Origin of the sequence: Pediococcus sp. AC40, assembly GCF_030252485.1 — a bacterium.
Taxonomy (GTDB): Bacteria; Bacillota; Bacilli; order Lactobacillales; family Lactobacillaceae; genus Pediococcus; species Pediococcus acidilactici.
This window is the reverse complement of sequence record NZ_CP127012.1, coordinates 722565-736427: the sequence shown is the minus strand read 5'-3', so window position 1 is coordinate 736427 and position 13863 is coordinate 722565. Positions and strand designations below refer to the sequence as shown.

Annotated in this window: 12 protein-coding genes; 4 read left to right on the top strand and 8 right to left on the bottom strand. The window is 42.1% G+C overall.

Annotation, left to right across the window (positions count from 1 at the left end; all coding sequences use genetic code 11):
• The first annotated feature begins 3 nt into the window (after positions 1–3).
• Together NL111_RS03585 and NL111_RS03580 are read left to right on the top strand one after the other, a co-directional pair.
• Positions 4–450, top strand: coding sequence for a hypothetical protein (locus NL111_RS03585; RefSeq protein ID WP_159208660.1), 447 nt, complete (start codon positions 4–6; stop codon positions 448–450).
• A 17-nt stretch (positions 451–467) separates the two neighbouring features.
• On the top strand, positions 468–1766 hold the full coding sequence (locus NL111_RS03580) for an amidohydrolase family protein (protein WP_285110492.1): 1299 nt from the start codon (positions 468–470) through the stop codon (positions 1764–1766).
• A gap of 241 nt (positions 1767–2007) precedes the next feature.
• On the opposite strand, the gene NL111_RS03575 is transcribed toward NL111_RS03580, so the two are convergent.
• The 8 genes from NL111_RS03575 to NL111_RS03540 form a co-directional block, all read right to left on the bottom strand.
• On the bottom strand, positions 2008–3441 hold the full coding sequence (locus NL111_RS03575; RefSeq protein ID WP_285110491.1) for a PTS fructose transporter subunit IIC: 1434 nt from the start codon (positions 3439–3441) through the stop codon (positions 2008–2010).
• A gap of 25 nt (positions 3442–3466) precedes the next feature.
• Entirely contained in the window at positions 3467–3919 is a 453-nt protein-coding gene (locus tag NL111_RS03570; protein WP_004166818.1) for a PTS sugar transporter subunit IIA, read from the bottom strand.
• A 3-nt stretch (positions 3920–3922) separates the two neighbouring features.
• On the bottom strand, positions 3923–5842 hold the full coding sequence (locus NL111_RS03565) for a BglG family transcription antiterminator (RefSeq protein WP_285110490.1): 1920 nt from the start codon (positions 5840–5842) through the stop codon (positions 3923–3925).
• A gap of 219 nt (positions 5843–6061) precedes the next feature.
• Positions 6062–6409: an AP2 domain-containing protein gene (locus NL111_RS03560; RefSeq protein ID WP_036668206.1), complete on the bottom strand. Its 348-nt coding sequence runs from the start codon at positions 6407–6409 to the stop codon at positions 6062–6064.
• A gap of 1049 nt (positions 6410–7458) precedes the next feature.
• Positions 7459–8376, bottom strand: coding sequence for a dihydrodipicolinate synthase family protein (locus NL111_RS03555; RefSeq protein ID WP_159214390.1), 918 nt, complete (start codon positions 8374–8376; stop codon positions 7459–7461).
• A 14-nt stretch (positions 8377–8390) separates the two neighbouring features.
• Positions 8391–9899 (bottom strand): sodium:solute symporter family protein, encoded by a 1509-nt coding sequence (locus NL111_RS03550; RefSeq protein ID WP_285110489.1) that lies wholly within the window; start codon positions 9897–9899, stop codon positions 8391–8393.
• A 253-nt stretch (positions 9900–10152) separates the two neighbouring features.
• Positions 10153–10884: a sugar phosphate isomerase/epimerase family protein gene (locus NL111_RS03545; protein WP_285110488.1), complete on the bottom strand. Its 732-nt coding sequence runs from the start codon at positions 10882–10884 to the stop codon at positions 10153–10155.
• Positions 10865–11758, bottom strand: a complete 894-nt coding sequence (locus NL111_RS03540) for an ROK family protein (RefSeq protein WP_285110487.1) — start codon at positions 11756–11758, stop codon at positions 10865–10867. The genes NL111_RS03545 and NL111_RS03540 overlap by 20 nt, the downstream gene beginning before the upstream one ends.
• Positions 11759–12054: 296 nt before the next feature.
• On the opposite strand from NL111_RS03540, the gene NL111_RS03535 reads away from it, so the two are divergent.
• Both NL111_RS03535 and NL111_RS03530 read left to right on the top strand, forming a co-directional pair.
• Positions 12055–12744 (top strand): N-acetylmannosamine-6-phosphate 2-epimerase, encoded by a 690-nt coding sequence (locus tag NL111_RS03535; RefSeq protein ID WP_285110486.1) that lies wholly within the window; start codon positions 12055–12057, stop codon positions 12742–12744.
• Between the two features lie 289 nt (positions 12745–13033).
• Entirely contained in the window at positions 13034–13846 is an 813-nt protein-coding gene (locus NL111_RS03530) for a MurR/RpiR family transcriptional regulator (protein ID WP_285110485.1), read from the top strand.
• Positions 13847–13863: the final 17 nt, after the last annotated feature.

Here is a 13863-nt window from a genome sequence, read left to right as displayed (position 1 = left end):
AGCATGCGTTATCGAGAATGGACTTTCCTATTAATTGTATGTGGGATTGGTACTGGATTAGCCAATTGGGTTGGTTACGGTATCTCATTTCAAAAAAGCCTTAACGGCATCTTCGCATTGACCGTGATCACGCTTTTAGCGGTGCTTTGCGTAAAATACCTCCCCCTTAAGCTTCCGCTAATTGCCTACTGTTCAATTTTAGGACTATTGGGAGCGGCGCCCTTTTCGCCCGTTCACGCGTGGCTAATTAGCAGTGCAAACGCCATTGAATTTGCGGCCCCCTTTACCATCGTGGGTTCCTTTGCCGGAATCGCCATTAGTGACCAACTGCAACGTTTTGTTAGCCAGGGCTGGAAATATGTTATCGTTGGAGTTCTAGTTATGACCGGAACTTTTCTGGGCTCCTGTTTATGGGATTCCTTCACGTTAGGCTTAACCAAATTACTTTAGCGAGGTTCTTATTAACGATGTCTGATATTCTAATCAAAAATGCCACCATTTTAAAACATGCTGGACAAATTAATACCAAGCAATCGATTTTGATTCATGACGGTCATATTCAACAGGTGGGTGCTTTTTCCTACCCTATTAAACTCACGGGTGAGATTGTCGACGGAGCCGACCGCCTTTACCTTCCGGGATTAATTGACAGCCACTTACATACTGGACAGCAACTTTTGCGGGGACGCGTACTTGATGCTAAACCAGTAATTTGGACCCGAGTTATGCTACCTTTCGAAAGTCAACTAACCGCGTCCGAGATGAAACTAAGCGCAGAATTAGCTGCTCTAGAAATGATCACTGGCGGAACCACTGGTTTTGTAGAAGCTGGCAGCTACCACATAGAAAGTGCTGCAGAAGTTTACGCTCGTAGTGGTTTGCGTGGCGCGTTGACTGCCTCCACCATGGACGATCCCCAGCTACCAGCGTCAATTAAAATGAGCGCCCGCGAAGCCGTCGCCCAAACCACCCAACTATATCAGCAATTCCATCACCAAGGTCGTTTACAAGTTTACTATTCGCTACGAGCCCTCACCGCTTGTTCCGACGAGTTAATTGACCTTGCTGCTGAGGCTGCTCAAACACACCACACTTTTTTAACCGCGCACATGAACGAATACCCCACCGAAATACTCAACATTATTCAACGAACCGGTTTACGTCCTTATGAATGGCTTGCCAAGCGCCATTTACTGAATGACCACTTTTTAGGTGCCCATAGTCTCTTCTTGTCTACTCAAGAAAGAAAACTTATTAAAAAGTACCGGGTCAAACTCTGTCACTGCCCGTTTAGTAACGCTGGGAAAGGAATCCCCGTCACCCCCGAGTTACTGCAAAATCGAATTTCCGTTGGGTTAGGAACCGATGGCGCCGCTCACGGTGGTTTAAGCCTTTGGAACGAGATTAAAATTTTTCGCTCCCTAATGGTTGCTACCCATGGCCTTCGATTACGGCAACCTAACGTCATGCCCGCTGCTCAAATTTTTCGAATGCTCTTAGAAGGTGGCGCCGCCGCATTAAACCACGCTGGGCAGTTAGGTAAAATTCAACCCGGTTATAAAGCCGACTTAATTGCAATTGACCTTGATCAGCCCCACCTTTACCCTTCCGACAACTGGCAAAACACCCTGTTAGAGTGTGTCAACGCTAACGATGTCACGGATACGATGGTTGACGGACAGTTCTTGATGCGAAATCGGCAAGTACTCACCCTCGATCAAGAACGCATTATGGCTGAAGCTCGCAATTACGCGTGTCCCCTTTGAATTACACCCTATTCCAATCCAAAAAGAGGTTTGAAAAAAACTAAAAAATCCTTTTCAAGGATGAAAAGGTCTTTAAAAAGTTGTTTTGGTGTTTTGATTTCAATAGAGCCAAAACGTGAGCCACAAGTCAGTTTGTTCCGCTTAATCAAAAATTGACCATTGTGCCTGAATTTGGCATAATGGTCAATTTTCAGTTAATGCTCGCAAACTATCTTTTGGCACACTCTTTCTTAATTAATTTTTAAGAAAGTTGCTTAGCCGCCTTTTTGCCCGCTCTGATTTTTAAAATCGCAATAACCAAAACGGAAACCGCGGTACCTGTTAAGATCGCGATAATAAACAATCCTAAATTATTAGTCGCCCCAAGCACACCGACAATCGGGCCGCCATGGGGAACCGCGTCCGTAATCTTAAAAATCATCCCGGTGGCGCCGGCAACTGCTGAACCGATGATGATTCCCGGAAATACTTGTCCTGGCCGGGTCGTTGCCAGTGGGATGGCTCCTTCCGTAATACCAATCAACGCCATTAACATGGCGGAGATTCCCGCCGACCGTTCTTCTTCATTGACGTTTAGATCTGGGCGAATTAGGGTTGCAAGCCCCGAAGAAAGTGGTGGAACCGAAACTGAACAAGCCACGGCACCCATAATCATGGGATTTCCTGCGGTAATTGAAGCCACCCCAAACAGGAAGGCTACCTTGTTAATTGGACCACCCATGTCAATCGCTACCATCGCGCCCAAAATCAATCCAAGTAATACCGAAGTTGACGGGCTCGCCGATAGCGTATCAAGCATGTTTTGCAGTAACGTCATCAACGCAGAAATTGGACCACCCAGTAGGTAAATAAACGCTGCCGAAATTATCGCGGTACCTAAAAGCGGAATCACAAAAATTGGCATGACGGACCGCAAGTTTTTCGGGATTGGCCAAGAGTTCATCCATTTAACTAAGTATCCCGCTGCAAAACCAACTAGAATGGCTCCTAAGAATCCGGTTCCCGCCTTGGTTCCCAAAATATCTGGCGAATTGGCAACCATGGCACCAATCATGGCGGGGGCTAATGCAGCTCGCCCCGCAATCGCGTGAGCTGTAAATCCTGCAAGAATTGGAATCATTAAGGTAAAGCCTAAGGTTCCGATTTGATTCATTGAACTCCAAATGGTTCCGGGAGTAACCACCATTCCGGCATTGGCAGTTGGGTGTCCACCTAAAGCAATTGAAAGGGCGATGAACAATCCGCCGACAACTACGAACGGAATCATGTGCGAAACCCCGTTTAACAACTGTTTGATTGCTGGATTTTGCCCTTTGGCATTGTCCGTAGTTTGCGTTGAGGCTGCCGAGGTTTTTCCGGCGTAGTATACCGGAGCATCGGTAACTTTCTCAACTAGCGCTGCCGAATCCTTAATGGCCGCCGAAGTTTTGCTGAATAAAACCTTTTTCCCGTTAAATCGTTCCATCCCGTCAATTGCTACGTCAACCGCTAAAATTACGTAATCGGCAGCGTCAATTTCGGCCTGGGTTAACGGATTTTCGGTTCCCGAAGCGCCCTGCGTTTCGACCTTAGCCTCGTATCCAGCTGCTTCGGCCGCTGCCTTTAACTTTTCGGCCGCCATGTACGTATGGGCAATTCCCACCGGACACTTGGTTACGCCAACAATTTTTTTCATTTTACTACCTTCTTTCCATAAACGTTTATTCTGCTAAAGCTTGTTGAACCTGTTTGGTAAGTTGTGCAGCATCGTGCGCGGACCAACGAAGCCTTTCTGCATAATCATGATCGACTAATTTACGAGCCAACTTGGAAAGCAACCGCAAATGAACTTGATCTGCATTAGTGGGTACGATTAACGCAATCGCAAGCGAAACCGGTTGTTCATCAATCGCCGCCCACTCAACTGGGTCAGCGTACGTTAAAATTCCCACTACCGGAGCTTCTAACCCAGAAACCTTTGCATGGGGAATCGCAATTCCATCCCCGAATCCTGTCGAACTTTCCGCCTCCCGGTTAACAAAGCTGGCATACAATTCTTTACCATCAATCGACCACTGGTTTGCTAATAATTCGGCCGTAGTCGCTAACGCTGCCTCTTTTTGCGGCGCTACCTTTACGTCAATAAAAGCTGCGCATTTTACATCTGAATCCATTACTCAATCTCCCTCTTTCTGTATAAATTTTTGAATATGTTCCATCGCTTCGGAGGCCGTCGCTACTTGAGCCAATTGCTGACAAAAAGCTGTGTTTTCGACCATCCGATTTAAAATCTGATAAACTTCCCGACTTGCGGCAACCTGTTCACGCGTGAGGGCCAAAAAGATAACCACGTACACCGTGTTCCCCAACCACTGCACTCCTTGCGGCACTAACCATAGCGCGATGGCTGATTTTTGCACGTAATTAGGCGCAATGTGGGGAATTGCAACTGCATTAAGCGCGGTTGACGCCATCTTTTCGCGTTCCACCAGCATTTCCAAAATTTTAGGATTATTTACCAAGATGTTTTGTTTAGTGAGTGATCCCACAATTTCTTCGAGTACCGTTACGTAACTCTTTTTCACTGAATCGATTTGAATTAGCTGCAGATCCAACAAATTGAAAAATGAATTTGAATGATTGTTTTTAGTTAGGCTAATAATTGCATAATTGATTTGTTGGATATCCTCGGGGGGCAGAAGCGGGCTAACTAAGATTACCGGTTGTTTCAGTCCATAAATGGGAATCGTACTAACCACCATTTTTTCTGCTAAATTAGTCTTCATCACCGTTGCTAAGTCTAAAATCCGGGTAACTTTCAAACTGTTATTGAAACGTTCCTCCAATCGTTGAGCCAGCAGTTGCGATGCTCCGACCCCCGCAGAACTGACCACCACCGTTTCAATTGGAGCATGCAGATGGCAACGTTCAAAAAAGGCTTCAAAATGGAGGGCTAAATACCCTAATTCTGCGTCGTGAAGTTGAACCGGGTACTGGGTTTCGATTGCCTCCCCTAACTGGATTGCCACATCAAAAGCAATCGGTAAGTTCATTTTGATTTCATCCGTATACGGGTTATCAATCACAATACCCTTCTTTAAACGGTCGACCGCGGTCGCCAAGTGAATCGCTAAATCCCGTAGCAGTACTTCATCAGGCTCTAATTCAGCTAATTTATCCAGTAAAAACTGATAATACTGTTTTTCGGTTTGGGCTACGTCAGAAGCTTGGTAACTATTTTTTTGACGGGCAACAATTACTTCAAGGTACCGATTCACCCTTTGAAGTCCTGTAGCAGAAAAATTAATAGTCCGCTGTTTTTTAATGGCGTTTAGCAATTGGCTAGTTTCAGGGAGGAGATCCGGGCCCAAACTTTCTACGTCGTTGGTTACTTTGTCATCCGTATTAATGATTAAATGAATCGCTAAAGACTGAAGATCGTAGTCGGTTAATTCTAAGCGACTGGTCACCATAAAATCCGTAATTCCGGCCAAAACTGCCTGGACAAGGTCGGCAGGAAAAAAATTTAGTAAATAATCCGGCAATTTAAGGGTGGAAGCAATTTGTCCATTACCGTCCTGGATCACGGAAATATTTTGGCCCCAATACGTTTTCAAAATTTTTGCCATTAACCGCTCGCGTTGTTCGCCAGAAGCCCGAATGGCAATTCCATTCGCCCCCCGTTTGATCTTGACGTGATGTTCATTAAAGAATTCCCGGATCTGCTTGAAATCACTTTCCAAAGTGCTTCGGCTAACGTATAGGTCATCGGCCAGCTCGTTTAGCGTATAGCTTCGGTCCGCATCCAGCAATTTGGTTAATAGATAGCGAATCCGCGCTTCCTTCGAAGTAAAACCGCTATGTAACTTTAACGCCGCTAAGAAATCTTGTTTATTGCGTAACTGTCCGTTTAAATAAATTCCCACGTTTGGCTTTCTTGTTAACTTCAAGTTAAAGGGCTGAGCGTCATTTTCAATAATATCTAGGTAATTTGCAATACTTCTTTTCGACAACTTGGTCGCTTTAGCGATTTGTTCGTAATGGACCACTCCGTGATGAATTAAAAATTCGACAATTTCCGCTTCACGATCATGCATTATTTCGGTTCACCTCCTTTCAATATGTACTATACGTGCTTACCGTCTCGCGGAAAACGTTTTCTATTGCATGATTAATGTTGCAACTTCTGTAAAGGACTTTTCTTCAGCTAAAAATCCATAGGAGAATTATTTAGCAAATATATGAACTCACTTTAAAACTAAAAAGAAACTAGTTCATAATTGAACTAGTTTCTCAAAAAATTTTTCTTCAACTCTTTAAATTAGTTTTTTTAAATATTTACTCTCGGCCGTTTTTCGCGCTGCGATAGCACTTTCAAAGTCAGCAAACGAATTATTCAGCACAAGTGTCCCTTTAATCATCAGCCGTGCAACCCATTTTTGATTCTTTTTGTCATACGAAACCCCAATAACCCCACTCGTATTTCTTTTACCAATTTTTATTGCTTGGATTGGATTACCATATTCATCTTTAAATGCCTCGCGATTACCGATGTTGGTTTTAGTTGCCTTGATTTGGCGAATTCTTGTCGCTGAGCTTTCTTTACGCAAACATCCGCAACTTTTAACAACCCCATGACGTAAATTATAGCCATCTTCTTCCACAATTCGTCCACAGGTACACCGACAAAGCCAAAGAATATTTCGGTTGGCGTTTCGATGCTCCGTCATCGCTAATACGGTTAACCTACCAAAAGTTTTTCCCCTCATATCAATCATAACTAGTACACTGTTCCTCCGTTGAACGTATGACTTTTTAGGGTAAACCCTAAAAACATACCCCTTGTGGAGGCAGTAAATAACCGATATAATGAAAGTGGTTTAATTACCTAGAAATTGACTATTTAGCAAAAGCATTTCTTTTTTGCCAAAATATTAACAAAATGGGCTTCTAATGGTGGTGTCCTAGCTTAGCTTTATTTTATTGTATACATTTAACATACTGTAAAATTATTTTGCTATTAAATAATAAAAATGACTTTTTAGGGTTTACCCTAAAAAGTCATTTTGGTTTTCTTTTTCCATAAATAAAGGATTTATAACCGCCTAATCATTACGCCATTAAATCCCAAAATTAGCGGATAACTATTTAACCGTTAAATGCAATAACCATTAGCAGATGAGTTGGATAATTAATCGCTTTAAAACTCAAAGGAATTCCATTGAGTTCCCCCCCTTTTTAGCTCTGGAAACTGTCTTTAGGTAATTAAACCAACTTCTTCCAATACATATGAGGCAATCATAGCCCATTAGTCGTGTACATAAACAAGAGAGTGTGACAAAAGTTGGGTAGTTTGCGAGCATTAACTGAAAATTGACCATGATGCCTGATTTTGGCATGATCAATTTTTGGTTAAGCGGAGCAAACTGACTTTTGGCACACGTTTTGGCTCTATTGAAGGCAAAATGCCAAAATAAAAACGATTCATGATGAGGAAGTTTCACCTCACATGAACCGTTTTTTGTTTAAAGACTTTTGTCACAGCCCCTTGCTTTTATGTGCCTGCGGACTAGCTTGTATTACGTGTTTTGACTTTTATTCAAGTAAAAAAGTTTTTAAAAATGTTAAATCCAAAAAAGTCACTTTTCCGTTTACTTATATTTCCACTAACTAGTTATCGCCGTTTATTCACTATTTCACCTTGGTCAGTCCCCTAGCCAACGTATTTCTCAATTGCCTTATCAATATTTTCCCGTACTTTGGTAACTCGATCCATTTCGCTTTCTTCGACGTGTGGTAATGGATAACGAGCGCGGCCCACGGCAACCCCTCTTTGCGCCAGAATTAACTTCATTACATCGTAAAGATTTCCCTTAAATGAAGTTAATTGTGAAATTAAATCATTGACGCATAACTGAATTTCCAACGCCTTATCTAATTCACCTTCCCGTACACAGCGGTCGGCTTCTAAAAGCAATTCTGGATAAACGCCATACGTTCCGCCAATTCCAGCATCTGCGCCCATTACCCGACCGCCAACGAATTGTTCATCAGGGCCGTTAAAAATGATATTTTCTTTTGGAGCACGTAATTTCCACATGTTAATATCCATTACCGGCATAGATGAATTCTTGACCCCGATCACTTGTTCCTTAGCCATCATCTTCTTAAATAGGTTTTCAGACAGTGCGTATCCGGTTGTTTGGGGAATGTTATAAATGATGAAATCAAGGTTGGTTGCCTCCATAATGCTTGTCCAGTAAGCTTCGATTGCGGGCTCTGGCAGTACAAAATAGATTGGTGGGATAGCTGCCAACGCATCCACGCCCAATTTTTCCGCGTGTTTAGCTAATTCAATGCTATCCCGAGTTGATGGTGCCGCAACGTGGGCAATAATTGTCATTTGTCCGCCGACTGCTTTCATTACGTTTTCCAAAACTAGCTTCCGTTCTTCCACCGTTTGGTAAATACATTCTCCCGAAGATCCGCCGACGTAGAGTCCCTTCACTCCCTTGCCTAAATAATACTTGGCAAGCTTTTGCACCCGTTCCGGACTAACATTGCCTTCGTCATCGTAACATGCGTAAAATGCAGGGATAATTCCTTTATATTTATCAAGATTTTTTGTCATTTTAATTACTCCTTTTAATTTTTGAGATTAACTTTTTGATCAATCGTTTTAAACGTCAACCCGGCAATGTCATGTTGATGACCCGGTTTGAGGAAACTAAAAATATATCCTAAAATCATCGCCCCTAGAAAACCTACTACACTAACGAAAAGGGCGTTGATTCCATGAGTTTGAATAAAGTAACAGATTGCCGTAGTGACGATCATGCCGAGGGTTGCTCCAAAGCCGTTTGCCCGTTGACTGACGATCCCTAGAGCAAAGATTCCGGCAATCGGCACCCCAAAGAGTCCAAACAATGAAAGGTACGTATCGATCATGTCCGAACTGTGTAACTTAATCAACACTAGCGTCACTAGCAAGCCAAAAATTCCGCAAATCAAGATACTTAGCCGAGTTATGCGCATACTCATCCGGTCGCTCTTGTCCTTCATGAATCGCTTTTGAATATCAGTTACCAAACAAGCCGCGGTACTATTTAAGCTCGAAGCAATCGTAGCTTGCGAAGCCGCAAAAATGGCCGCAATAATCAACCCGGCAACCCCCGCTGGAATTTCAGTTAATACAAAATATGGTACTAATGCGGAAGTGTTAAATCCGGATGGTAAACTACCACCGTGTTGGTAAAAACTGTAAATTACGGTTCCCATCCCGTAAAATAGCGGAATGGTAATTAATGACAACAACGCGTTGGTCCAAATCGACTTAGCAATGTGCTTATTGTCAGTCGAAGTGGTGTACCGTTGAACCACGTCTTGACTGGCCGTGTATTGGTACAAAGTGTTGAAAATCTGTCCTAATAGGATGATTGGCACCGTTGACTTAGTAACGCTCCATACAAAATCAGCCTTAGTTAGAATTTTCCCTTTATTGACGGCATCTTGCGCAACGGTTTGCAATCCGCCGTGGGTTCCGTGAACCGCAAAGAAAATAATTAAAACCGCGCCTACTAATAGGAGAATCCCTTGGATTACGTCGCTCCAGATTACCCCTTCCATTCCGCCATGGTATGTATAAATGATACACAGGATGGTGATTAAAGAGGCGATTAGGTACGGGTTAATGTTAATAATAGATTGCAGTGCCACGGTCGGTAAATAAATTACAATTGCAATCCGCCCAATGTGGAATAACACAAACAAAATGCTGCTAAACACCCGCAAAAACGGGTTAAACCGAAACTCCAAATATTCGTAAGCCGTGGTCACCCGCAGCTTTGAAAAGAATGGAATGTAGTACTTAATTAATACCGGAGTAATCAAAAAAATGGCTAAATTTCCAAAGGCATAAGCCCAGTTGGTCAAAAACGATTTTTCTGGAGTTGACATGTAGGTGATCGCACTTAAAGTTGTCGCGAAAATACTAAATCCGACCGCCCATGCCGGTACGTTACTAGTACTAGCCTTAAAGAACTCTTCCGAATTTTTTGAACTCTTCTTACTGAAACTTAAACCAATTACTAACATAATGATTAAATAAGCAATTAAAACCAGCCAATTTAAAACACCGAATCCTTGTTTAACCATATTACGCAGTACCTACTTTCTACGAATTCCAAATTAAATGATTTTCACGTAGTTTAAGTAGCGGCATTTATCAGCCAGTAAGCCTGATTCCTTCAGAATTAACGACCAATCTTTTCAAAAATTGCAATAAAAAATGCCACAAAAACTCGCACTACATGATGTGGTAGTGTGAAACCTTTGCGGCAGTTGAATTCGCATTAATAACTATTACAGATAGAAATTATAAACTGTTCCTCGTTAATTGTAAACCCTTTCAAAGAATTAAATTTACTTTTTGAATTTCTTCGTCTAATTCTTCATCAGTAGCAACTCCGTATTCCAAAAATACCGGCACTTCAGAATTTAAAGCTTGCACCATGGATTGCCAATTAGTTGCTCCCTCACCCAGACGAACCGTGGTTAAATCGGCAATATCTTTCAAATGAAACACGGTAATCCACTTCTTTAAAGAATCAAAAGCACGTTGCGGATCTTCTTTTATCCAGTACCAGTTTCCCGAGTCAAACGTATAACCTAACTCAGGAACCAACGCTAACAATTTAATCAAGTTATCTTTAAAAAATTCTAATTGTCCATCCTGGTTTGGTTGATTTTCCACCGTTACCACTCCAGAATACGCGCGGAGTGCTTTTTGTAGTTTCGCTAGTCTTGAAGCGGGTGTATTTTGGCAATCGCCTAAACTAATTTTTAATCCTTGAATTTGAAACTCCTTTGCCATGGTTAAATAGTCAAAAATATTTTCGTTTAATTGTCCTTCTGTGAACAAGACTTCGGGAATCGAATAGTAAAATTGCCAATCGTTTTCCTTACACAATCGCTGAATTGTAGCTAACTCTAGATCACGGCGATCTTCTTGAAAAAATTCACCCCGGGCTTCAATTGCAGCAATTGGCTTTCCGATTAACTGCTTTAGGCATTCGCTTTGACTACGCCCATTTTCAAGCTGATTTAAAAATACTGCGGTATTAATCGATACTTTTTTCATTTACCTTCTCCTTATTTTTCTTCAAGAATGGCACAATTGCACCAATTAATTGCGCTTGGTTACCTTGTTGCGCAATTTTTAGCGTGGTTCGGTTAAAATCTGGGGGTAGTAATACGGGTAATTGTTTGTTAAACAGATCAATCAAATATTGTCCCTGTGCAGAAACCGCCCCGCCAATTACAATGTAGTCCGGATCAAATAAAACAACCACTTCAGCAATACCCCTAGCCACTTCGTTAGCCCATCGTTCAATAATTGCTTCGTAAGTTGCTTGGCCTTGTTTAGCTTTTTCAAAGGCATCAATTACCGTTACACCTTTATCGGCTAGTTGGCGTTCCAAAACTAACGTTGAAGCCCGTTGTTCATAATTGGTATTCGTCTGCGGATCAAATAACGTATACCCAACTGAATTACCCTGTCCATGTGCTCCACTGATAATTTTTCCATTACGATAATGCGCTCCACCGATTCCGGTACCTAACGCCATGCAGTACACATCTTGATTCACTAATTGTCCCGTAAAAACCTCACCTAGTAAAGCCGCGTCGACATCATTAACTACGCTGACCGATAAGTTAGCCTGCGCAGCCAAACTAGTTTTAATGGGCGTACCAATATAATTCGGAATGGTTGGTCCTGCGTATTGAATACTGCCGTCCCGGCCCACAATTCCCGCCGTACTGACCCCAATTCCAGCAAGTTCGATCTTTTCTTGAATAGTTTGACTTGTCTGCAGCAAGGTTTTTAAAATATGTCCGTTTCGATTTTGTTCTGTATTAACCTTCCCTGTATCCGTAAAATTTAATTGTTCATCAATTACCGCGTATTTGATGGTGGTGCCACCGACATCAAACGCCAAAAACTTTTTACTCATCTTGGGTTCCTCCAATTTAACCAGCATTCATGATAACGATTTCATATTACCATCCGTTTATTATTTTCACAATCTAAAAAAGTGAAAATATTTTTAGTTACCGACGCAACAACGTTTTTTTATCAAAACGAAAATAATTACCGGATTTAGTTATTGCAATATTTTTTAACTCGAGTTATATTTACTGCGGTGGTTGAATTAGCAATTAACTATTACAAATTAATTTTTATTTCAGACCCTAGATAATTAGTGTTGTTTTTAAGAAATCAAATTTGATAAAAGTGAAGTGTCAGTATATGAAAAATAGATTTTTAGACGCTGTCAAAGGACAGTTAATCGTTTCTTGTCAAGCTTTACCAGATGAACCGCTCCACAGTTCCTTTATCATGGCTCGGATGGCACGGGCAGCTAAAATGGCCGGCGCAGCTGGTATTAGAGCAAATTCAGTAGTTGATATTCAAGCAATCCAAGACGAAACTGGTTTACCAATGATCGGAATCGCTAAAACCGACTACCCGGATTCTCCAGTATTCATCACCCCCACCATGAAAGAAATGCGGGCAGTTGCAGCTACCGGCGTTGAAGTAGTGGCTTGTCAAGTTACGGGACAACCTCGTCCGCACGACGAAAAGATTGCTGACATCGTCAAGCAATTTCGAGCTGAATTTCCCAACACACTTTTGATGGCCGATACTGACATTATGGAAAATGCTCTCATGGCAGATGAATTAGGTTTTGACATTATTGGTACCACGATGCGCGGTTACACCCCCGCTTCAAAGGGATTGAACATTGCCGACGATGACTTTGCTTATCTCAAAGAACTCTTGCAAAAAGCTCACCATCCGGTGGTTGCTGAAGGAAAAATTGATACTCCAGCAAAACTGAAACGGTGCATTGAATTAGGTTGTCATTCAGTAGTGGTTGGTGGCGCAATTACGCGACCGCTCGAAATTGCAAGTCGGTTTATCGACGCAATCAAATAATTACCAAAACTTGAAACGTGGCTAAAATTTAGGCGAAAGCGACCCTTAACTAAACGTCCCGGTTATTTTTAAATGGCTGGGAAAAAACTAAAGAAATGCTTTTCAAGGATGAAAAAATTGTTTAGGTTTTTTGACTTCAATAGCGGCAAAATATGTACCAAAAGCTAAAAGGCTTCCCGAGAACCCACAATTCTTAGGAAGTCTTTTTTAGTTTTCCGACTACTTTCGTCATCCCCGGATAAAAGCGTATAATTAAGGCTATTAGCATAGACCAATGAGGAGGTTCTCAATGAATATTCTTGAGGCGGTAGAACAAAAATATCCTTCGTTATCCCGGCAAGAGCGTAAAATTGCGTTAAAAGTAATCCAGCACCCTTCCCAGGTAAAAAAAATGAGCATCGGCATCCTCGCCAAAAAAGCTGAAGTTAGTACCGCAACGGTGACCCGGTTCGTTAAAAAAATGGGTTACCAAGATTTTAGTGAATTTAAATTAGGCTTGGCAGAAGCAACATCTACAATTACTGAGGACGTCGGCAATGCCCCGCTACCTGATCAGGTAACTAATTTTTATAACCAAATGATCACCGGAACCTGGAAAAAAATTAACCAAACTGCTTTAGACGAAGCCGTGCAATTAATCAAAAACGCCCCCCGAATTTTTGTGTTCGGCCTAGGTAGCTCGGGTTACAACGCCCAAGAACTATCCCAGCGGCTCCTGCGCATGGGGATCAACGCCTTTGCCCCAGCCGATAGTCATACGATGTACATCACCAGCAGTATTATGCAAAGTGACGATTTAGTAATCGTGCTTTCAGTTTCCGGGAACTCAGCGGAAGTCAACGAGGCTACTAAGCTAGCTAAAGAACACCAGCTCAAAGTTATTGCGATTACTGCTTTTGATGACAGTCCTCTAGCTACGATGAGCGATTGTAAATTATTTGTTCAATACAGCGATTTTGTGGATAACACCCGCTTTATTAACTCCCAATTAGGGATTGTCTACGTAATTGACGTCTTGTCGACCATGCTGCTACACAACCCAGACTACAAGCAACATTACCAACAAACTGTAGAAGCAATTTTAAGTCGCAAATTGCGTTAATTAATTCATACCACAAA

Bases quoted from the DNA above. Each gene is read 5' to 3' on its own strand.
- NL111_RS03585 (WP_159208660.1), top strand. From the start codon at position 4: ATGCGTTATCGAGAATGGACTTTCCTATTAATTGTATGTGGGATTGGT.
- NL111_RS03575 (WP_285110491.1), bottom strand. From the start codon at position 3,441: ATGAAAAAAATTGTTGGCGTAACCAAGTGTCCGGTGGGAATTGCCCAT.
- NL111_RS03555 (WP_159214390.1), bottom strand. From the start codon at position 8,376: ATGACAAAAAATCTTGATAAATATAAAGGAATTATCCCTGCATTTTAC.
- NL111_RS03570 (WP_004166818.1), bottom strand. From the start codon at position 3,919: ATGGATTCAGATGTAAAATGCGCAGCTTTTATTGACGTAAAGGTAGCG.
- NL111_RS03545 (WP_285110488.1), bottom strand. From the start codon at position 10,884: ATGAAAAAAGTATCGATTAATACCGCAGTATTTTTAAATCAGCTTGAA.
- NL111_RS03550 (WP_285110489.1), bottom strand. From the start codon at position 9,899: ATGGTTAAACAAGGATTCGGTGTTTTAAATTGGCTGGTTTTAATTGCT.
- NL111_RS03530 (WP_285110485.1), top strand. From the start codon at position 13,034: ATGAATATTCTTGAGGCGGTAGAACAAAAATATCCTTCGTTATCCCGG.
- NL111_RS03540 (WP_285110487.1), bottom strand. From the start codon at position 11,758: ATGAGTAAAAAGTTTTTGGCGTTTGATGTCGGTGGCACCACCATCAAA.
- NL111_RS03565 (WP_285110490.1), bottom strand. From the start codon at position 5,842: ATGCATGATCGTGAAGCGGAAATTGTCGAATTTTTAATTCATCACGGA.
- NL111_RS03535 (WP_285110486.1), top strand. From the start codon at position 12,055: ATGAAAAATAGATTTTTAGACGCTGTCAAAGGACAGTTAATCGTTTCT.
- NL111_RS03580 (WP_285110492.1), top strand. From the start codon at position 468: ATGTCTGATATTCTAATCAAAAATGCCACCATTTTAAAACATGCTGGA.